Source organism: Pseudonocardia sp. DSM 110487, from assembly GCF_019468565.1.
In the GTDB taxonomy this organism is placed as follows: Bacteria; Actinomycetota; Actinomycetes; order Mycobacteriales; family Pseudonocardiaceae; genus Pseudonocardia.
In genome coordinates this window covers 7,232,726-7,250,869 of record NZ_CP080521.1, presented here as the reverse complement: position 1 = coordinate 7,250,869, position 18,144 = coordinate 7,232,726, and the positions used below count along the sequence as shown (strand labels likewise).

Below are 18,144 nucleotides of genomic sequence, written 5' to 3'. Positions count from 1 at the left end.
CCCTCGCCTACGCGCGGGCGATCCGGGTGATGCAGGAACGTGCGGCGTCCGATCCGACGAGCTGGGCTTACCAGACGTCGGTCCACGCTGATCAGTGCGGTTGACGCGGTGCTCGCGGTCGACCGTGGGCTGCTGGCTGCCGCACTGCTGCTCGTCGCGGCCGGCTACGAGCTCACGTCCCGCAAGCGCCGCTTCCTCCGCTCCTGTCACCTCCCCGCGGCACTGCCGCCGACGGGGTGGCGGGCGGACGCCGCCTGTGTGCGGTTCGGTGCCCGCCAGGCCTGCGCGTGCGTGGGCAGCTGCGGTCTGCTCATGCTCGCGATGGCCGCGGCGGGGCACGGCGCGCTGTTGCTGGTGGTCCTCGTCTCGGCGATCGTGGCGGCGCGCACGTTGCTCGTGGCAGGCACGAAGCTCGGCCGGCCGGCCGCCGCGGCGCTGCTGGTGGCCTCGCTGATCCTCGTCACGGCCTGACGGCCCAGGCCGGGGGGCGCTTCTCGGTGAAGGCGCGCATGCCTTCCTGCCCTTCATCGCCCGCGAAGTGGCGGGCGGAGAGCTCCTGCATCTCGGCGAACTGCGCGCCCAGTGCCGACGGGCGGTCGCGCCGCAGCATCGCCTTGGTGGCGGCCAGCGCGCCAGGGGCGCCGAGGCGCAGCATCTCGACGTAGCGCGCGACCTCGGCGTCGAGGTCGACGCCCGGGACGGCGCTGTTGACCAGCCCGATCCGCACGGCCCGCGGCCCGTCGAACGTCTCACCGGTGAGGAACAGCTCGTGTGCCGCGCGGGGCAGCAGCCGCGGCAGCACGGTGACCGAGATGACCGCAGGCACCACGCCGATCCTGACCTCGCTGAACGCGAACGTGGCGTCCTCGGCCGCCACCGCGACGTCACAGGCCGCCACCAGGCCGACCCCGCCCGCCCGCGCCGGGCCCGCGACCCGGGCGACGACCGGCGTCGGCGAGGACCAGATCCGTTCCAGGATCGCCGGGAAATCGTTGACGCCCTGGTCCTGCGCCCCGGCACCGCGCGACTCCTTGAGGTCCATCCCCGAGCAGAACACCCGGCCCGTGTGGCCCAGGACGATCACGCGCACGCCGTCGTCGGCGATCGCCGCCTGCAGGTGGGCGAGCAGCTCCCGGCGCACCTGCGCCGAGAGGGCGTTGCGGTTGGCGGGGGAGTCGAGCGTGATCGTGGCGACGCCGGCGGCGACGTCGAGGTGCACCAGCTCCGTCATGCGGGGACGGTATCCCGCGCGTCGCCCTCACCGGTGTACGCGCTGGCCTGGAGCGTGAAGAGCTCCTCGTAGACGCCGCGGTGGGCCATCAGCTGCTCGTGGGTGCCGTGCTCGATCAGGCGGCCCTGCTCCAGCACCAGGATCTGGTCGGCGTGCCTGACGTTCGCCAGCCGGTGCGTGACGAGGACGGTGATCCGGTCGCCGCCCGTGCCGGCGAGCCCCCGCAGCGCGGCGAACACGGCGTGCTCGGCCCGGGCGTCGAGCGCGGCGGTCGGCTCGTCGGCGATCACGACGGGCGCGTCGCGGTAGAGCCCCCGGGCCACCGAGAGGCGCTGCCACTGGCCGCCGGACAGGTCCCGCCCGCCCTGGAACTGCCGCGACAGCACCGTGGCCCACCCGGCCGGCAGCTCGGCCACCACGTCGTCGGCGCCGGAGCGGGCCGCAGCGTCGGCGAGCCGCGCGCCGTCGGGGTCGGGGCGGTCGAGCCGGCCGATGCGGACGTTGTTCTCCGCGTGCATCGGCCAGCGCAGCGGGTCCTGGAACACCACGGAGACGCGCTCGTGCAGCTCGCGCTGGTCGACCGTGGCGACGTCGACGCCGTCCCACGCGACCGTGCCGGAGTCGGCGAGGTAGAGCCCGGTGATGAGCTTGGCGAGGGTGGACTTGCCCGATCCGTTCTCCCCCACGAGCGCGATCACCTCGCCGCGGCGGAGCGTGCAGCTGACACCGTCGACGGCGGGCTGCTCCTGCCCCGGGTACCGGAACGTGACGCCGGTGAGCGTGACCTCGGCCGGATCGCCGCGCAGCCGCCCAGCAGCCGACGCGCGGCTCCGGCGCCCGACCTCGTCGAGGCAGGACCGGTACAGGTCGAGGTAGAAACTCGCCTCGTAGAGGTGGTTGACCTCGTAGATCGTGTTGGAGACGGACTGGCCTGCCGTGCGCATGGCCAGCGCCGCGGCGCCTGCCAACGCGAGCGGCATGCCGCCTCCGTAGAGCAGCAGGGCGAGCACGCCGTACGCCAACCCGGTGCCCACCCCCGACACGGTGCGCCCGATCAGCTGGACGATCGTGCGGTCGCGTTCGAGGCGCACGGCCTCGGCGGTGATCAGGTCGCTGATCCGGTGGTGCTCGCCCAGCAGCACCTGCTGGGTGGTGAACGCCCGCACCTCCGCAGCGGGGTCGCGCCGCGTGATCAACATGCTCGTCACGGAGCTGCGGCGGCGAGCGGAGGTCATCCGTACGAAGGACGCGAACATCAGTCGAGCGGACCGCACGGTGGCCCAGCCCCGCGGCAATGCCGCCAGCAGCACGACCGGGGCCAGCACCGGGTGCAGCACACCCGCGCTGACGACCGCGGCCGACACCGACACGATGCTGGCGATCAGGTCGCCGGTGTCCTGCGCGCAGCTCCTGATCCGCGACGGCCCCTCCGAGCTGGCCCGCTCGACGAGCTCGGTGAAATCGGCGTCGTCGAACGCGGCGAGGTCGACGCGGAGGACCGCGGCGTGCAGGTCGTCCTGCGCCCGCTGCTCCACCCGCGGCACGAGCGCCCCCTGCACCGCGGCGACCGCGGCGTCGAGCAGCCCACGCGCCGCCCCGGCCGCGATGACCGTTGCGATCGCGGGCAGCGCCGCCACCACCCGCTCCGGGGTGGGCCCCTGCGCGAGCAGCTGCGTGAAGACGTCGGCCGTTGCGAGCAGCCCGAACGCGGTGACCGCGCCCGCGGCGATCTGCACGACGCCCGCGAGCAGCGTGAGCGGTGGTGACGCCCGCCATGCCCACCGGACGGCCAGCGCGACGGTGCCGGGCACTTTCGCGGCCACCGCTCGCAACCCCGCGTTCGCCGTGGCCGCGTAGCCCTCGGCCCACCGCGGGGTCTCCATGTCCTCGACACCGATCAGCGGCTCGCCCACGCTCCACCCCCCGGCGCTCCATGGTGCCGGGCGGGGCCGACATTCCGCGGCGAATTAGCCGAATCGCTCCCGCAGGTACGCGCCGGTTGTGTCGTCGGCGGGGAAGAAGCTCTCGATCGCGATCTCGTCGAGCGTGACGTCCAGCGGGGCGCCGAGCACGGCCACCGTGCTGAACAGCGTGAGCTCCTGGTCGGGGTGGCGCAGCCGCAGCGGCAGCACGATCCGGTCGCGCGGCTGGGCCGCCGGGTCGAGCCCTGCGTCGCGGCAGTAGCCGCTGAGCTCGTCGAGCAGGGCTCGCAGCCCGGTGGTCGCGGAGCGCTCGGCCTGCCTGCGCAGCCGGGACACCAGGTGCGCCGCGTACTCGGCCAGGTCGATCACGTGCGGCGCGAGGCCTCTGGGATGCAGGCTCGCGCGCAGCACGTTCACCGGAGGCGTGAGCAGCTGGGGGTCGACGAGGTCGGTGAGCAGCGCGACGGCGCTGTTGGCGCCCAGCATGTTCCAGTACCCGTCCACGAGCACGGCCGGGTAGGGCGCGTGACCCTCGAGGATCTGCTTCAGGGAGCGTTGCACCTCGCCCATCTCGGCGTCGTCGAGCGAGTGCTCGGTGTAGGCGGCGGCGTACCCGGCGGCCGTCATCAGCTCGTTCCTGGCGCGCAGCGGCATGTCCAGCTCCTCGGCGAGCAGCAGCACCATGTCCCGGCTCGGCCGGGACCGGCCGGTCTCGAGAAAGCTGAGGTGCCGCGCCGAGACGTCGGCCTGGATGCCGAGGTCGAGCTGGGTGAGCCGGCGCCGCTGGCGCCAGTCGCGCAGCAGGGAGCCGAAGGTGGTGCCGGTGACGGTCGCGGCGGTCATGCCGCCGACGCTAGCCGCCCGTGCGCGGCCGCTCGATGACCTCCGGGGTAATGGACCGGCGCCGAGGGAGCAGGGCAGGGTCATCGGCATGACCGACGAGCTCACCGCGCAGCTGCACGCCGCCATGCCGTTCACGGCGCTGCTCGGCGCGACCGCGCTGAAGGTGGGGCCGGACGAGGTCGTGCTGCGGCTGGACTGGGACGCAACCCGCTGCACCACGGGCGGGCTGCTGCACGGCGGGGCGCTGATGGCGCTCGCCGACGCCGCGGGCGGCTGGTGCGCGTTCCTCAACCTGCCCGACGGCTCAGGAGGCACCGCCACCGTGACCTCGGCGACGAACTTCCTGCGACCGATCACCGGGGGTCACGTGGAGGCCACGGCCCGTCCGCTGAACGTCGGACGCACCGTCATCGTGGCCGACACCGAGCTGCGCGACACCGACGGTCGCCTCGCCGCGCGCGTGACCCAGACGCAAGCGGTGCTCAGGGGATAGTCCCGGCGCGGGAGGGGTGCCGTTCGTCGCGCGAGGGGGCGGGGAGGCCGGTTCGAGCCCGCTGCGCGGGCGGTGCCGGTGGTAGGCATCCGCCGTGGGAACGATGCGCGTCATCACGCAGCTGGCGACCGGCGGACCGGAGGTGCTCGAGCTCGGCGAAGCGGAGATCCCCGAACCCCTGCCCACCGAGATCCGCGTGCGGGTCGGGGCGGCCGGCGTGAACCCCGTGGACTGGAAGACCCGGGCAGGCGCCGGGGTGGCCGCGGTGATCGGGCCGCCGCCGTTCACCGTGGGCTGGGACGTCGCGGGCACGGTCGACGCGGTCGGGCGGGGCGTCACCCGCTTCGCGGTGGGCGACGCGGTGTTCGGGATGCCGTGGTTCCCGCGGATGGCCGGCGGCTACGCCGAGTTCGTGACGGCCCCGTCCCGCCACTTCGCCCACCGCCCGGCCGGGCTCTCCGAGGTGGAGGCGGCCGGCCTGTCCCTCGCCGGGCTCACCGCGTGGCAGTGCCTCGTGGACATCGCCGCCCTGCAGCCAGGGCAGCGTGTCCTCGTGCACGCCGCGGCAGGCGGGGTCGGGCACCTCGCCGTCCAGATCGCGAAGGCGCGGGGCGCGTACGTGATCGGCACGGCTTCGGCGGCCAAGCACAACCTGCTGCACGACCTCGGCATCGACGAGGCGATCGACTACCGCGCGGAGGCGTTCGAGAAGGCGATCGACCCGGTCGACATCGTGCTGGACCTCATCGGCGGCGAGGTGGCGGCGCGCTCGCTCGACATCCTCCACCCGGAGGGCAGGCTCATCTGCCTGCCGTCGGCGGCAGCGGCCGCCGCCCTCGCCGCCGCGGCCGAGCGCGGCCTGCGGGCCACCGCCATGCTCGTCGAGCCGGACGGCAACGGGCTCGACGCACTCGCCCGGCTCGTCGACGACCGCAGGCTGCGCGTGCTCGTGACCGAGACGTTCCCCCTCGAACGGGCCTCGCACGCCCACCGGGCGGGGGAGCTGGGCCACACGACGGGCAAGTTGGTGCTGACCGTCTAGCCTGATCACCTGATTGGTGCAAGCGCGGCCGCATGTGGCCGGGGATGCACCGAGCAGATGATCAGCCGATGGGGAACCGGGCCCGCAGCAGCGCGCCCGGCGGGCCGCCTGCGACCGCGAGCGTGCCGCCGTGATGCACCGCGATCTCGCGGGCGATCGCCAGGCCCAGCCCCGAACCGCCTGCGTCGCGGGCCCGTGCCGGGTCGAGGCGGGTGAAGCGGTCGAACACCGCCTCCCGCTGGTCGGCGGGGATGCCCGGCCCGTCGTCCTCGACCTCGAGCACGGCCTCGCCGTCCTGCTTCCGCAGCCGGACGGTCACTGCGCTCGCGGCGTGCCGCACGCCGTTGTCGACGAGGTTGGCGACCAGCCTGCGCAGGTGCTCCGCCGAGCCGCGCACGACGATCCCGGCGTCGATCAGCAGGTCGGGCCGGACGTCGGTGCGCGGCCGGGCCAGCGCCGCCTCCTCCGCTGCGACCTGCCCCAGGTCGACCTCGCAGTGCTCCGGTGGCTCGCCGGCGTCGAGCCTGGCGAGCAGCAGCAGGTCGGTGGTGAGGCGCTGGATCCGCTCCACGTCGGCGAGCGCCTCGGTCGCGAGCGGCTGGGATGGGGCGATCTCCAGGCGGGTGCGCAGCACCGCTAGGGGGCTGCGCAGCTCGTGCGCCGCGTCGGCGACGAACCGGCGGTGGCGCCCGACCGCGTACTCGAGCCGGTCGAGCGTGCGGTTGGTGGTCTCGGCGAGTAGCCGGATCTCGTCCCGGGCCTGGGGCACCGGGACGCGCCGATGCAGGTCGGTGGCGGTGATGTCGGCGAGCTCGCGGCGGATCGCCGAGACCGGCACGAGCGCGCGCCCGACGGCGAGCCATGTGAGCGCGGCGACCAGCAGGAGCAGGGCGGGGACGCCGGGCAGCAGGACGGAGCGCAGGGTGTCGAGTGCTGCCGCCGCAGGGTGCAGCGACGCCCTTGCCTGCACGAGCAGCTCTCCGTCCGCGGTCAGCACGGGCCGGCTGGCGACGGCGAAACGCTCCGTGGAGGTGGGGGGAGGGACGCCCGGCCGCGCGGGCCGCACGACGACGTCCGGCCCCACCATCACCCGGGGCTCCCCTGCGGGGACCGGTGGGCTCGGCACGGCGAGCAGCGCTGCGGTCAGCGCGGCCCGGCGCTCCGCCTCCGCTGCCGCGCTGTCGGCGAGGCTGCCGGCCAGCACACCCACCAACACCGCGGACGCGACGCCGAGCGCGACGGCGACGACGGCTGTGGCCGCGAGCGTGGCCCGCAGGCGCACCGACATCCGCGAGCGTGACCTCATGGCGTGGCCTCCAAGCGGTAACCGGCGCCTCTGACCGTGACCAGCGATGTCCTGCCGAAGGGCGCGTCGATCTTGCGCCGGAGCGCGCTGACGTAGACCTCGACGATGTTCGGGTCGCCGTCGTATGCGAAGTCCCACGCCTGCGCGAGCAGCTCCCGCTTGGACACGACCTCGCCGGCCCGCCGGGCCAGCCCGTGCAGCACGGCGAACTCCTTCGGCGTCAGCGCGATGTCCACGTCGCCCCGTCGGCAGCGCAGGCCGGCCGGGTCGAGGGTGAGGTCGCCGACGGCGATCGACACGGGACGGGCGGGTCCGCCGCGGCGCACGAGGGCGCGCAGCCGGGCCAGCAGCACCACGTACGAGAACGGCTTGGACAGGTAGTCGTCCGCCCCGGTGTCGAGCGCCTCCGCCTCGTCGTGCACGCCGTCCTTGGCGGTGAGCATGAGGATCGGCGTCCAGTTCCGTGCCGCCCGCAGCTCCCGGCAGACGGCGTATCCGGACAGCCGCGGCAGCATCACGTCGAGGACGATCACGTCGTAGGCGTTCTCGGTGGCGAGCCACAGCCCGTCGCGGCCGTCATGGGCCACGTCCACCGCGAACCCCTCGTTCGCCAGCCCGCTCGCGAGCACGTCGGTCAGACGTTCCTCGTCGTCCACCAGCAGCATCCGCACGGCGAGGAGTCTTGCGCGTCAGCCTGAGCCGAACCTGAAGACGCGTTCGGGTGCGTTCAGGCCCGGTTCAGCCGATCCCGGCGAGGCTCCGTCCTGTCCGGAGAAGTCGAGTGGAAGGCGAACGATGCGCGAATCTGGGGCATGGCGAGCCGGCGGGGTGCGTAAACGCAGCATCGCGGCGGCCGTGCTGGTGGCAGCGGGTCTGTCGGTGCTGACGACCGGCGCGGCCTCGGCGGGCGAGCCGTACGACGAGCGCGGGCCGTTGATCGTGACCTGTGAGGACGGTGAGCTCGTGACGCGTGAGCCCACCGAGGAGGACCGAGAGCGGCTCAGGGCCATGCCCGCCCCGCCCGAACGTCCGCGGGTGGAGGAGCGGAGACATCGCCGGGTCGAGCCGGACGACGGACGCACCCGGGTACTGCCGGACGGTCGAGCGATCCGGGTCGTGCCCGCCGAGCCGGGGGCGCCGCCGCCGGTGACGTGCGAGGACGACGGTCCGCCTGCGCGGCCGCGCGTCGACCGGGTCGAGCCGGCGGTGCCCGCACTGCCACGTTGAGGGCCGGGGTGGCGGTCGGGGGGCCGCCACCCCACTCAGCGCTCATCCGGCGACGTCGGGGATGGTCAGCCCCTGGCGGATCGCGAACACGACGAGCTGGGCGCGGTCGCGGGCGGCCAGCTTGACCATCGCCCGGCTCACGTGGGTGCGCACCGTGTCCGGGCTCAGCACGAGCTCGCGCGCGATCTCGTCGTTCGAGAGGCCGGTGGCCACCCAGGCGACCATCTCGCGTTCCCGGGTGGTCAGGGAGTCCCACGCGACACGCGGTGGGGTCGGCCCGGCGAGGTGCCGCCCGAACATCCCGACCACCCTGCGGGTCACCGACGGCGAGAGTAGCGCCTGGCCCGCGGCCACCACGCGGATCGCCCGCACCAGCTCGGCCGGCACGTTGCTCTTCAGCAGGAACCCGCTCGCCCCCGCCTGCAGCGCCTCCGCCACATAGCGGTCGATCTCGAACGTCGTCACGACGATCACCCGCGTCGTGGACAGCCGGGCGTCGGCCGCAACGGCCCGCAGCACGCCGATCCCGTCGAGGCCGGGCATCTTCAGGTCGAGCAGGAGCACGTCGGGACGGGTCTCCCGGACCAGCCCGAGCGCGGCCTCGCCGTTCTCCGCCTCGCCGACGAGCTCGAGATCGTCCTCGCGGCCGACGAGGACGCGCAGGCCCATCCGGACGAGCTCGTCGTCGTCGGCGAGCGCGACCCTGATCATCGTGCTCCCCCGTGCGGGAACGTGGCCGCCACCTCGTAGCCGCCGGTCGGCCGCTCCCGCGCGGCGAACGTGCCCCGCAGCTCCTCGACGCGTTGCTGCAGGCCGCGCAGCCCGCGACCCGGCTCAGCCGCACCGCCCGCGCCGGTGTCGCGCACGGCGACCGAGACATCGCGCTCGCCGTAGTCGACGTCCACCTCCGCCGCCGCCGTCGGCCCGGCATGGCGCAGCACGTTGGTGAGCGCTTCCTGCACCAGCCGGTAGACGGTGGCGGATTCGCGCTCGCCGAGCGCGCCGGGGGCACCGGTGACGGTGAGCGCGACCGGCAGCCCGCCTGCCCGCACGCGTTCGACGAGATCCGGGACGTCCCGGGCGGTCGACGCACCGGCGTGCAGCGTGTCGAGCGTGGCCTGCAGCTCGTGCAGCGCGTGCTCGCTGGCCGACCGGATCGCTTCGAGGGACACCCGGGCCTGTGCGGGCTGCTCGTCGAACACGGTGAGCGCCACACCCGCCTGCATCGCGACCACCGCGAACCCGTGTCCCGCGATGTCGTGCACCTCGCGCGCCACCCGCAGGCGCTCCTCGTCGGCACCCCGCGCGATCAGCGCGGCGCGCTCGCGTTCCATCGCATCGGCCCGGGTCCGCACCAGCGCTCCGGCCAGCGCGGGAACGGCCACGAAGATGACCGGCCACGCCAGCAGGAGTGTCGCGACCACATGGGAGGGCTGTGTGTCGAGCCGGGTCCACAACGCCGCGGCAAGCGCACAGCAGGCCCCGACGCAGACCGGCACGGCCGTCCGGGCATGGCGCAGGCGGGCGAGGGCGAAGCTGGCGAGCACGACGAAGAGCAGGATCGGGCCGTACGGCTGACCCGCGAGCACGTAGCCGACGACGGTGACGACGACGGCGGCCGCCGCGGTGGCGGGCGCCTGCCGGTGCCGGCTCCACGCGGCCGCCGCGACGAGGATCCCGACGACCCCTCGCGCGTCGAACACGGCCTGCGGCTGGAAGCGGGCGACGAACGCGGTGCCGGCCAGCGCCACGACGGCGAGCACCGCCGCTATGGCGGCGAGGCGCCCGTTCCCACCGATCACGATCGGTGAGGCTACTGCCGGGTCGCGCGCCGTGGACCTCGCCGAAGCGGATCTACGCGGATCTGCGTAGCGCGGGTGCCGCTCCCGGGCGGACGTGCCCGGCCGCCCCCGTCCCTAGCGTCGGCGACGGCTCACAGGGAGTGGGCTGCACGAGCCTTGGGGGTAGCCATGTTCCGGATCCTCGCCGACCGCCCGCGGCGCGCGGTCCTCGTCAGTCTGCTGATCTCGGCGATCGGGATCCCGATCCAGATCGTCGGCGGCTGGGAGTACCCCGTCGTCCCGCCGGGGATGCTGATCCTCGTGGCAGCGGGCCTCGCCGCCCTGCTGCCGATGCGCTGGGCGCCGGTGATCTCGCTGGTGTGCGGCGGGTTCATCCTCGTGGGGTTCGTCGTCGTCGGCGATGTGGCCAACATGTTCGGAAGCCAGAACGCCCTGGTCACGGTGGGGAAGTGGGTGCAGATGATCGCACTGGCGGTGGGTATTGCCGCGGCGATCGGTTCCCTCGTGAAGCCGCCCGTGCAACTGGCGGCCGCCGGCCGCTGAGCGAGTCGGGGTCCTACTGCGCGGAGCGGCGCACCTGCGCGACGACATCGCGCACCCGCTCCCGGATGGCGCGCAGCTCGGTGAGGTAGAGCCAGTAGTCGGGGTGCGCGCCGGTCAGCCGCTTCTGGGCGTTGTCGAGCCGCACGGCCTGCGCGTCGAGGATCGGTCCGAACTGCCGGACGAGGCCGCGGTCGACGACGAGCCGTTGTGCGTCGCGCACCACGAAGCGGACGTCGGCCGCGTACCGTGCCGGATCGGCCCTGACGTCGCGCAGCGCGGCGAGCCGGTCGACCACCGCGTCGTGCCGCTCCTCGGCACGGGCGAGTGCCGAGCGGGCGGCCGTGACCTGGTCGGCCGCCTCGTCCCAGTCGCCTGCCTCGGCACGGCGACCGGCCTCGGCGTGGGCCCGCTCGGCGTCGGCGATGGCCGCACGAGAGAGCGCCTCGGCGCCCGTCAGGTCCCGGGAGCAGGGTTCGGAGAACTCCCTCAGCAGCGCCGAGAGTGACGGTGCGATCCGGCCGGCCTTTGTCTCCGCGGCCTGCCGCCGGGTGGCGATGCTGGTCAGCGCCGACCTCACCTGCTGCGCGGCGCGGGGCGCCTCCGCAGCGAGCGACGCGGCCGACCGGGCGAGTTCGAGCGTGCGCTGCGCCGCGCGCATGCGCTCCTGCAGCCCGGCGCCCGGCCCGTCCATCCCCGCGCCGCTCCGCTCGGCCTCGGCGAGCCGCTCCTCGGCCCGCCGCGATCGCATGCCCGCCGCGGCGGCGTTCTGCACGGCGGTGCGCGCGGTGGCGAGCGCGGTGCGCGCCTGTTCGAGGGTGCGCGGCAGGTTCTTCACCGCGAACTCGGCCTCGTCGAGGCTGCGCCCGTGGGTGGCCCGGAACCTGCGGATCGCCTCGCGGGCCCGTTCGATCTCCCGCAGCGCCTTCTCGTCGGCGTCGCGGGCGCCGCGGGTGGGGCGGCTGCCGTCGAGCGGATGCTCCTGCGTGGCAGTGAGATAGGCGCTGGTGGCGGCGTCGCCCACGGCGGCGATCTCCGCCCACTCCTGCCCGAGCCGCGTCCGCCCGCTCATGTCGACGGCCACCCGCACGGCGTCGGCGACGGCGCGCTGCTCGTCGTCGAGGGCGAGGAAGGCCTGGGTGGCCGCGTTGCGCGCGGCGAGGACACGCTCGTCGGGGAGTTCGCCTCCACGGTCTGACCTGCGGAACACCTCGCTCCCCTCGCGCATCGGCGGTCCAACCGTACCCGGATGGCGGGGGTGGGGACATCGGTCGGGTGATCGGGTTCGGCCCGCTTGACGGATGCGCCTCCCGTCGATCCTGATCATTCGCAGGTTGCCGCCCGTCGCGGCAACTGCGGTGATCGACGGGTGAGGATCCCCCGTTCGTCGGTACCGGCGGCCGCCGACGTCCTTCCACCGCTGCTCTGGACGCCCGTCGGCGGGGGACAGGACGTGACCATGCGGTGAACGGCAGACCCTGTCATCGGGGGTTGCGGGGCTCAGCCGCTCGTCGCGCGGCTCGCGCCGACGGCCTCAGCTCGCGGCCGGACGCGTTGTTCAACGCCGGTCGGCCGTTAACGTTGCTCGCGGATCGATAACGACCCGGTCACGAAAACCGGACACGGACCGCACCGCCCCCCGGCGGTCCGCCCGCACCCCCGAGCGGGACGTCCGGCCGAGTCGCTACCAGATCCGGAAGGAAAGGTTCGTGGCTCGGCACCGCTCCCCCCAGAGCCGGCACGCGCACCTCGGGCTCCCGCTGTCCGCCGCACTGGCGGCAGCGGGGGCCGGTGGTGCCCACCGGTCGACACCCGTCCAGCAGCTGACCTCGTCGCTGCCCGCCCGGTTCGTCGCCACCGTCGTGGCAGGCGGAGCGCTCGCGGCCTCGGCGCAGCACGCCCTCGCCCAGACCCTTCCCGCCGCCGCGGACGGCGCCGCCCTGCGCGTGGCCGTCGAGGAGCTCTTCGGCGCCGCGCCCGCGGTTGAACCGGCGTCCGGACCCGCTGAGACCTTCGACGTCACCGACGCGGCGTCGGTTGCGTTCGCGCCGGTGGTTCCCGAAGTCACGGCCGATCTGCCGGTCGATGTCCCCGTGGCCGATGCCGCGTCGCTGGTCAAGGCGGCCGACTTGCAGCGGGCCGCCGCCGAGGCCGAGGCGGCTCGTGCGGCCGAGGCGGCTCGTGCCGCCGAGGAGGCGGCCAAGGCGGCGGAGGCGGCCCGCGCTGCCGAGGAGGCCGCTCGCGCGTCGGCGGGCAGCGCCGTGCAGATGGTCGCCGGACGCGTGACCTCGGGGTTCGGCTCCCGCTGGGGCCGGGCCCACGAGGGCCTCGACGTCGCCGCCCCGATCGGCACCCCGATCCGCGTCCCGCTCGCCGGCACCGTGATCGAGTCCGGCCCAGCGAGCGGCTTCGGCATGTGGGTGCAGGTGCGCCACAACGACGGCACCGTCACCACGTACGGCCACATCAACCGCTCCCTGGTCCGCATGGGCCAGGAGGTGGCGGCGGGCGAGGTGATCGCCGAGGTGGGCAACCGCGGCCGCTCCACCGGCCCGCACCTGCACATCGAGGTCACCACGCCCGGCGGCAAGAAGATCAACCCGCGCCCGTGGCTCGACGAGCACAGGGTCGGCTACTGAGCTCCGAGATCGTGCCTCAGGTGGCGGCGAGCAGCACTGCACCGGTGAGGACGGCGAGCACGGCACCGGCCTGCCGCAGCGAGAGCCGTTCGCGCAGGACCATTCGCGCGAGCAGGACGCTCACCGCGGAGTCCAGCGAGGCCAGCACGCTGACGACGGAGATGTCTCCGAGGGTGAACGCGATCGCCAGCACGGCGTCGCCCGCCGCGGCCAGCAGCCCGGCGACGAGCAACACGGGCAGTCCCGCACGGGGCACGGCCAACCGCGCCAGCGGACCGGCGAGAGCGATCGGCAGCAGGCCGACCAGTCCGCCGGTCTGCAGCCCGGCCGCGACCCAGAGCGGTGACGTCGCGCCGGACCCACCCGCGTCGATCAGCACGAACGCCGATCCGAACGCTCCGGCCGCGAGCAGGGCGGCCAGCGGCGGCGGGAGCCGGGGTGACCGGGCCGCGCCCTCGTCAGGGCAGCCGGGACGGGCGCCGGCGCAGGGTGGGTTCGGCTCCGCGGTCTGCGGGCCCATCGCGGTCGCGAGCACCAGCACGCCGAGCACCGCCACGGCGAGGCCCACCCACCCGAGCACGCCCGGTACCTCGCCCCTGGCCACGCCCACCGCGACCGGGACCACCGCCCCGGATGCGGCCAGCGGCGCCACCACCGACACCGACCCGCGCGCCATCGCCCCGTAGAACAACACCAGCCCGACCGCCGCGACAGCACCCCCGAGCAGCCCGAACACCAGACCGCTCAGCGGCGGCCGGCCCGCCACCGACCACGCGATGGTGCCGACGACCAGCGTTCCCGCCACGTGGCCCCACAATGCGATCGCGATCGGACGGGCGCGACGGGCCGCGATCCCGGCCACGAGATCGCTCGAGCCGTAGGCGATGCTCGTGACCAGTGCCAGCACCGCTGCGACCACCACCACCTGATCGTGCCCGACCTCAGGCCTGGACCACAGCCGGAATTCGTGACCGTTCCTCTGGCGAGCGCGGACGTGGGCGAGTGCGCCGCCGCTCGCGTTCCGGTTGCGCGCGGTCGACCGGACTCCGGATCTTGCGCCCTCCCGAGGCCTGCGTGCACGCCGAGAAGCACACCAGCGCTGTTGTGACCGCCGGGTGTGCTGTCCGCGCGATCGTGGGTGTTCGGCGCTGCGCCGGGGCCCGTTCGGCGGTGGCCGCGCCCATGATCCGACGTATCGGTTGCTCATGGCTGTGGCGACAACCATGAGCAACCGCTACTTGCGATCTTCGCGTCCATGATCCGGAGTTTCGGGTGCTCATGGTTGTGGGGGCAGCCGTGGGCAACCGATAGTTCGGATCTTGCCCGCCGCCGATCGCCTGGCGGTAGGGGCGCGATCGTGTCGGTCCATCGGGTCGGTCTGGTCGAGCAGCTGCCGGTGGGCGCGCCGTTCCCGGCCCGGGTCGCCCGGTACCCGCCTCGTGATCCGGGCTTCGCGTGTGGTTTCGCCGGTTCGCCTCGACCTCTTCGCCTTGCGGGGGTGGCTGGGTTGGGTGCACTACCGTCCCCTGGGGTTGCGTGGGCGGCCGTCCCCGACGCGGGGGCACGCCTGTTTGCGACGAGACTGTTGCTGCTGGGTGCCACGTGACTGGCTGTGGTCCCGACCCTCCGCACCCAGCCCTACTCCTGGATGATCACGGCCAGACCACCCCAGGGGGAAGGGCCCCACGCTCAGGTCCATGATCAGCAGGACCGGGACACCAACGGCAGAGGGCCTCCCCGGTCAGAACACCAGCTGCAGGGGTGCAGGCCATGTCCCGATTCCGCTGATCACACCCCAGATTCCAGGCGTGGCCAAGGGCGACGACGGGACCACAGCCAGATGTGTAGCACCCAGACCGCGGCGGTCTCGTCGGGAACGGGCGTGCCTCCGCGTCGGGGACGGCCGCCCGAGCAACCACATGATTCGGTAGTGCACCCAACCCAGCCACCCCGGAAGGCGACGGGCTCGAGGTGAACCGGATCGCTACGCCGGCAGCCCTCGGCTGGTGGGTGAGGCCCGGGGGCTACCCGGTGCCGGGAACGGCGCGCCCACGAAAGCGTCCGGCACCCGGGCGCACCCCCAGGGGTGCGTTCCGCGGAACGCACTGCGCCCAAAGCGGGTGATCAGCGGTTCGGCGCGAAAGTCGACACCCCGAGCCCGTTGCCAGATCAAGCCGCCCGCGACCGCTGCTCCGACCGCATGATCTGCAGTATCGGTTGTCCATGGTCGCGACAACGACCATCTGCACCCGATACCAGCAGGTCAGCGCGGCGATCAAGGGCTAATGGTCGCGATCCAAGATCATCTAGCGACCATTTCGCCTTGATCGCCGCGCTGTCCCCAGGATGGAGGCCCCGCGATTCGTTAGGCCGATTCATTACCGAACATCTCGAGCGCGCGGATCTTGTTCGTCGCGTCGAGGGCGGCCACCTTGTACGCCTCCGACAGCGTCGGGTAGTTGAGCACGGTGTCGACGAGGTAGTCGACGGTGCCGCCGCACCCCATGATCGCCTGCCCGATGTGCACGAGGTCGGTGGCGCCGGTGCCGAAGACGTGCACACCCAGCAGCGTCCGGTCGACGGTGGAGACGAGCAGCTTGAGCATGCCGTAGGAGTCGCCGACGATCGCGCCGCGCGCCAGCTCCCGGTAGCGCGACATCCCCACCTCGTAGGGCACGGCCGCGGACGTCAGCTCGGCTTCAGTGCGGCCGCAGTAGGAGATCTCGGGCACCGTGTAGATGCCGATGGGCTGCAGCTCCTGCAGCTCGCGGGCCGGTTCGCCGAACGCGTGGTATGCCGCGAGGCGGCCCTGGTCCATGCTGGTGGCCGCGAGCGCGGGGAAGCCGATCACGTCGCCGACGGCGAAGATGTGCGGCACCTCCGTGCGGTACTGCTTGTCCACAGTGATGCGGCCGCGCTTGTCGGCGGCCAGGCCCGCCTTCTCCAGGTCCAGCTCTTCGGTCACGCCCTGGCGGCCCGCCGAGTACATCACCATGTCGGCCGCGATCCGCTTGCCGCTGGCCAGGCTCGTGACGGTGCCGCGCGGCGTCACCTCGACCTTGGCGACCTCCTCGCCGAACCGGAACGTGACGGACTGGTCCCGCAGGTGGAACTTCAACGACTCGACGACCTCCGGGTCGCAGAAGTCCAGCATCGCCGGCCGCTTCTCCACCACCGTGACGCGCGTGCCGAGGGCGGCGAACATCGACGCGTACTCGATCCCGATCACCCCGGCGCCGACCACCACCATCGTTCCCGGCACCCGCCGCAGCTTGAGCACGGCGTCGGAGTCGAGCACGTGCTCGTCGTCGAACTCGACCTCGATGGGACGGGCCGGCTTCGTGCCGGTGGCGATCACGATGTTCGCGGCGGTGACGGTGCTGCGGTCGCCCCGCGCGTCGCCCTCCACGGTGACGGTGTGGTCGTCCTCGAAACGGGCGGTGCCACCGATGATCTCGACGTGGTTGCGCAGCAGCTGGTTGCGGATCACCTCGACCTCGCGGCCGACCACGTGCTGCGTGCGCGCCAGCAGGTCGGCGATGGTGATCTCGCTCTTGACCCGGTAGCTGGCCCCGTACATGTCCCGCTGGGCGAAGCCGGTGAGGTAGAGCACCGCCTCGCGCAGCGTCTTGGACGGGATCGTGCCGGTGTTGACGCAGACGCCGCCCATCATGTTCCGGCGCTCCGCGACGCAGACTCGCTTACCCAGCTTCGCGCCCGCGATCGCGGCCTTCTGGCCACCCGGGCCGGAGCCGATCACGAGCAGGTCGTAGTCGTACACCCGACGGTCCTCCCCAACGGTCGGCGGGCCGTTCACGCCCCGCAGGAGGACAGCGTTGCCGCACTGCTGCCGCGCGGCAAGCGCGGAAGGTTAACACTCGACGACGACAACACCGCCGACAAAGCCGGGCGTCGAACGGAGGCTGTCCACGTCGGCCCGATTCAGCCCGTTCAGCCGCACCTTGTCCACGGCCGAACGGAGCAACGCCCCCATCGCCCATCGATCGCGACGCATCCTCGCCGCATGACACCTCCCGCCGAACGGCTCCCCGTCGACCACCGCCCCGTCGAGCACCGCCCCGTGCTCCGGGTCCGCGACCAGGGCGAGCTGGTCGCCGCCGTCCCGGCGATGCTCGGGTTCCACCCGCGTGAGTCGCTGGTGTTGATGGCCACCGGCGGCCGATCCGGCCACCGGCTCGGGCTCACGCTGCGCGTCGACCTCCCACCACCCGAGCATCCCGACTACACCGACCATGCCGAGCTCGTCGTCGCCTCCGCGGTGCGCGGCATGCTCCTCGACGAACCGGCGGGAGTGATCGCCGTCGTGGTCAGCGAGTCCGGCGATCCACCCCGTGCCTTGCCACATCCGTTGCTCGCACGTCGTGTCGCGTCGGCCATCGAGGCGGCGTCGCTGCCGCTCCACGCCTCGATGTGGGCGGAGCGCACCGCGGGTGGCGCCCGATGGGCCTGCTACGAGCCGTGCGGATGCGCGGGTGTCGTCCCCGATCCCGCCACCACGGCCTTCGTAGCGGCGGTGGTGGCGGAGGGGAGGGTGGTGCACGCCGACCGGTCGGCGCTGGCGGCACTCGTCGCACCCGCCGACCCGGCCGTGCTCCGCCGCCGCGAGAAGCGGCTGATCCAGGCGACCGACGGGGAGCTCGAGGAGCACGGCGGCGAGGTCGTCCTCGATCCCGCCGCGGGCGTGTTCCTCGTCGACGCCGCGATCGCCGACGCGGCGGCAGGGAGGCTCGTGCTGGCCGACGATCGCGTCGTCGCGCTGGCCACCGCGCTCGGGATCGACGAGGTGCGCGCCGAGGCGCTGCGGCGCTGTGCCGGCCCGCATGCCATGGCGGCCGAACAGCTGTGGACGGCACTCACCCGGGAAACCCCGGACCCTGAGGCGGCGGAGCCGGCCGCCCTGCTGGCGATGTCCGCGTTGCTGCGAGGTGACGGCGCGCTCGCCAACATCGCGCTCGACCGCGCCGAAGGCGCATGGCCGGGCCATGCCTTCGCCGGGCTGGTCCGGCGCGCCGCCATGGCCGGGATCCGGCCGTCGGTGATGCGCGAGATGCTCACCCGGAGCGTTCGGTGAACGCCGT

17 protein-coding genes are annotated in these 18,144 nt (G+C 73.6%); 7 read left to right on the top strand and 10 right to left on the bottom strand.

Annotated elements, in window-relative coordinates:
* Nucleotides 1-108 precede the first annotated feature (108 nt).
* Entirely contained in the window at nucleotides 109-471 is a 363-nt protein-coding gene (locus K1T35_RS33865; protein ID WP_220255827.1) for a DUF2182 domain-containing protein, read from the top strand.
* Here K1T35_RS33865 and K1T35_RS33860 read toward each other — a convergent pair.
* Genes K1T35_RS33860 through K1T35_RS33850 form a run of 3 tightly spaced genes read right to left on the bottom strand, consistent with a single transcriptional unit; the run spans nucleotide 461 to nucleotide 3,996 of the window.
* Nucleotides 461-1,231, bottom strand: a complete 771-nt coding sequence (locus K1T35_RS33860; RefSeq protein WP_220255826.1) for an enoyl-CoA hydratase-related protein — start codon at nucleotides 1,229-1,231, stop codon at nucleotides 461-463. The genes K1T35_RS33865 and K1T35_RS33860 overlap by 11 nt on opposite strands.
* Nucleotides 1,228-3,144, bottom strand: a complete 1,917-nt coding sequence (locus K1T35_RS33855) for an ABC transporter ATP-binding protein (protein ID WP_255621032.1) — start codon at nucleotides 3,142-3,144, stop codon at nucleotides 1,228-1,230. Before K1T35_RS33855 ends, K1T35_RS33860 begins: the two co-directional genes overlap by 4 nt.
* A 54-nt stretch (nucleotides 3,145-3,198) precedes the next feature.
* Nucleotides 3,199-3,996, bottom strand: coding sequence for a helix-turn-helix domain-containing protein (locus tag K1T35_RS33850; protein ID WP_220255825.1), 798 nt, complete (start codon nucleotides 3,994-3,996; stop codon nucleotides 3,199-3,201).
* A gap of 88 nt (nucleotides 3,997-4,084) precedes the next feature.
* Here K1T35_RS33850 and K1T35_RS33845 point away from each other — a divergent pair, with 88 nt between their 5' ends.
* Together K1T35_RS33845 and K1T35_RS33840 are read left to right on the top strand one after the other, a co-directional pair.
* Nucleotides 4,085-4,489, top strand: coding sequence for a PaaI family thioesterase (locus tag K1T35_RS33845; RefSeq protein ID WP_220255824.1), 405 nt, complete (start codon nucleotides 4,085-4,087; stop codon nucleotides 4,487-4,489).
* Between the two features lie 103 nt (nucleotides 4,490-4,592).
* Nucleotides 4,593-5,531, top strand: a complete 939-nt coding sequence (locus K1T35_RS33840; RefSeq protein WP_220263026.1) for an NADP-dependent oxidoreductase — start codon at nucleotides 4,593-4,595, stop codon at nucleotides 5,529-5,531.
* A 61-nt stretch (nucleotides 5,532-5,592) separates the two neighbouring features.
* On the opposite strand, the gene K1T35_RS33835 is transcribed toward K1T35_RS33840, so the two are convergent.
* Together K1T35_RS33835 and K1T35_RS33830 are read right to left on the bottom strand one after the other, a co-directional pair.
* Nucleotides 5,593-6,837 (bottom strand): cell wall metabolism sensor histidine kinase WalK, encoded by a 1,245-nt coding sequence (locus K1T35_RS33835; RefSeq protein WP_220255823.1) that lies wholly within the window; start codon nucleotides 6,835-6,837, stop codon nucleotides 5,593-5,595.
* Nucleotides 6,834-7,508 (bottom strand): response regulator transcription factor, encoded by a 675-nt coding sequence (locus tag K1T35_RS33830; protein WP_220255822.1) that lies wholly within the window; start codon nucleotides 7,506-7,508, stop codon nucleotides 6,834-6,836. Before K1T35_RS33830 ends, K1T35_RS33835 begins: the two co-directional genes overlap by 4 nt.
* Nucleotides 7,509-7,632: 124 nt before the next feature.
* Here K1T35_RS33830 and K1T35_RS33825 point away from each other — a divergent pair, with 124 nt between their 5' ends.
* Nucleotides 7,633-8,064, top strand: coding sequence for a hypothetical protein (locus tag K1T35_RS33825; protein ID WP_220255821.1), 432 nt, complete (start codon nucleotides 7,633-7,635; stop codon nucleotides 8,062-8,064).
* Between the two features lie 42 nt (nucleotides 8,065-8,106).
* On the opposite strand, the gene K1T35_RS33820 is transcribed toward K1T35_RS33825, so the two are convergent.
* A complete protein-coding gene (locus K1T35_RS33820) occupies nucleotides 8,107-8,775 on the bottom strand; it encodes a response regulator transcription factor (RefSeq protein ID WP_220255820.1) in 669 nt (222 codons plus the stop codon).
* A complete protein-coding gene (locus K1T35_RS33815; protein ID WP_220255819.1) occupies nucleotides 8,772-9,866 on the bottom strand; it encodes a sensor histidine kinase in 1,095 nt (364 codons plus the stop codon). The genes K1T35_RS33820 and K1T35_RS33815 overlap by 4 nt, the downstream gene beginning before the upstream one ends.
* A gap of 168 nt (nucleotides 9,867-10,034) precedes the next feature.
* On the opposite strand from K1T35_RS33815, the gene K1T35_RS33810 reads away from it, so the two are divergent.
* Entirely contained in the window at nucleotides 10,035-10,409 is a 375-nt protein-coding gene (locus K1T35_RS33810) for a hypothetical protein (RefSeq protein ID WP_220255818.1), read from the top strand.
* Nucleotides 10,410-10,422: 13 nt separating this feature from the next.
* Here the strand turns inward: K1T35_RS33810 and K1T35_RS33805 are convergent, their stop codons facing one another.
* On the bottom strand, nucleotides 10,423-11,634 hold the full coding sequence (locus K1T35_RS33805; RefSeq protein ID WP_220255817.1) for a hypothetical protein: 1,212 nt from the start codon (nucleotides 11,632-11,634) through the stop codon (nucleotides 10,423-10,425).
* Between the two features lie 481 nt (nucleotides 11,635-12,115).
* On the opposite strand from K1T35_RS33805, the gene K1T35_RS49245 reads away from it, so the two are divergent.
* A complete protein-coding gene (locus K1T35_RS49245) occupies nucleotides 12,116-13,045 on the top strand; it encodes a M23 family metallopeptidase (RefSeq protein WP_255621031.1) in 930 nt (309 codons plus the stop codon).
* Nucleotides 13,046-13,061: 16 nt separating this feature from the next.
* Here K1T35_RS49245 and K1T35_RS33795 read toward each other — a convergent pair whose 3' ends face one another.
* Nucleotides 13,062-13,967, bottom strand: coding sequence for an EamA family transporter (locus tag K1T35_RS33795; protein WP_220255816.1), 906 nt, complete (start codon nucleotides 13,965-13,967; stop codon nucleotides 13,062-13,064).
* A gap of 1,443 nt (nucleotides 13,968-15,410) precedes the next feature.
* Entirely contained in the window at nucleotides 15,411-16,826 is a 1,416-nt protein-coding gene (sthA, locus tag K1T35_RS33790; RefSeq protein WP_220255815.1) for a Si-specific NAD(P)(+) transhydrogenase, read from the bottom strand.
* 243 nt (nucleotides 16,827-17,069) lie between these two features.
* On the opposite strand from sthA, the gene K1T35_RS33785 reads away from it, so the two are divergent.
* Nucleotides 17,070-18,137, top strand: a complete 1,068-nt coding sequence (locus K1T35_RS33785; protein WP_220255814.1) for a DUF4192 domain-containing protein — start codon at nucleotides 17,070-17,072, stop codon at nucleotides 18,135-18,137.
* Nucleotides 18,138-18,144: the final 7 nt, after the last annotated feature.

Bases quoted from the DNA above. Each gene is read 5' to 3' on its own strand.
- K1T35_RS33820 (WP_220255820.1), bottom strand. From the start codon at position 8,775: ATGATCAGGGTCGCGCTCGCCGACGACGACGAGCTCGTCCGGATGGGC.
- K1T35_RS33810 (WP_220255818.1), top strand. From the start codon at position 10,035: ATGTTCCGGATCCTCGCCGACCGCCCGCGGCGCGCGGTCCTCGTCAGT.
- K1T35_RS33845 (WP_220255824.1), top strand. From the start codon at position 4,085: ATGACCGACGAGCTCACCGCGCAGCTGCACGCCGCCATGCCGTTCACG.
- K1T35_RS33840 (WP_220263026.1), top strand. From the start codon at position 4,593: ATGCGCGTCATCACGCAGCTGGCGACCGGCGGACCGGAGGTGCTCGAG.
- K1T35_RS33785 (WP_220255814.1), top strand. From the start codon at position 17,070: ATGACACCTCCCGCCGAACGGCTCCCCGTCGACCACCGCCCCGTCGAG.
- K1T35_RS33860 (WP_220255826.1), bottom strand. From the start codon at position 1,231: ATGACGGAGCTGGTGCACCTCGACGTCGCCGCCGGCGTCGCCACGATC.
- K1T35_RS33825 (WP_220255821.1), top strand. From the start codon at position 7,633: ATGCGCGAATCTGGGGCATGGCGAGCCGGCGGGGTGCGTAAACGCAGC.
- K1T35_RS33835 (WP_220255823.1), bottom strand. From the start codon at position 6,837: ATGAGGTCACGCTCGCGGATGTCGGTGCGCCTGCGGGCCACGCTCGCG.
- K1T35_RS33805 (WP_220255817.1), bottom strand. From the start codon at position 11,634: ATGCGCGAGGGGAGCGAGGTGTTCCGCAGGTCAGACCGTGGAGGCGAA.
- K1T35_RS33850 (WP_220255825.1), bottom strand. From the start codon at position 3,996: ATGACCGCCGCGACCGTCACCGGCACCACCTTCGGCTCCCTGCTGCGC.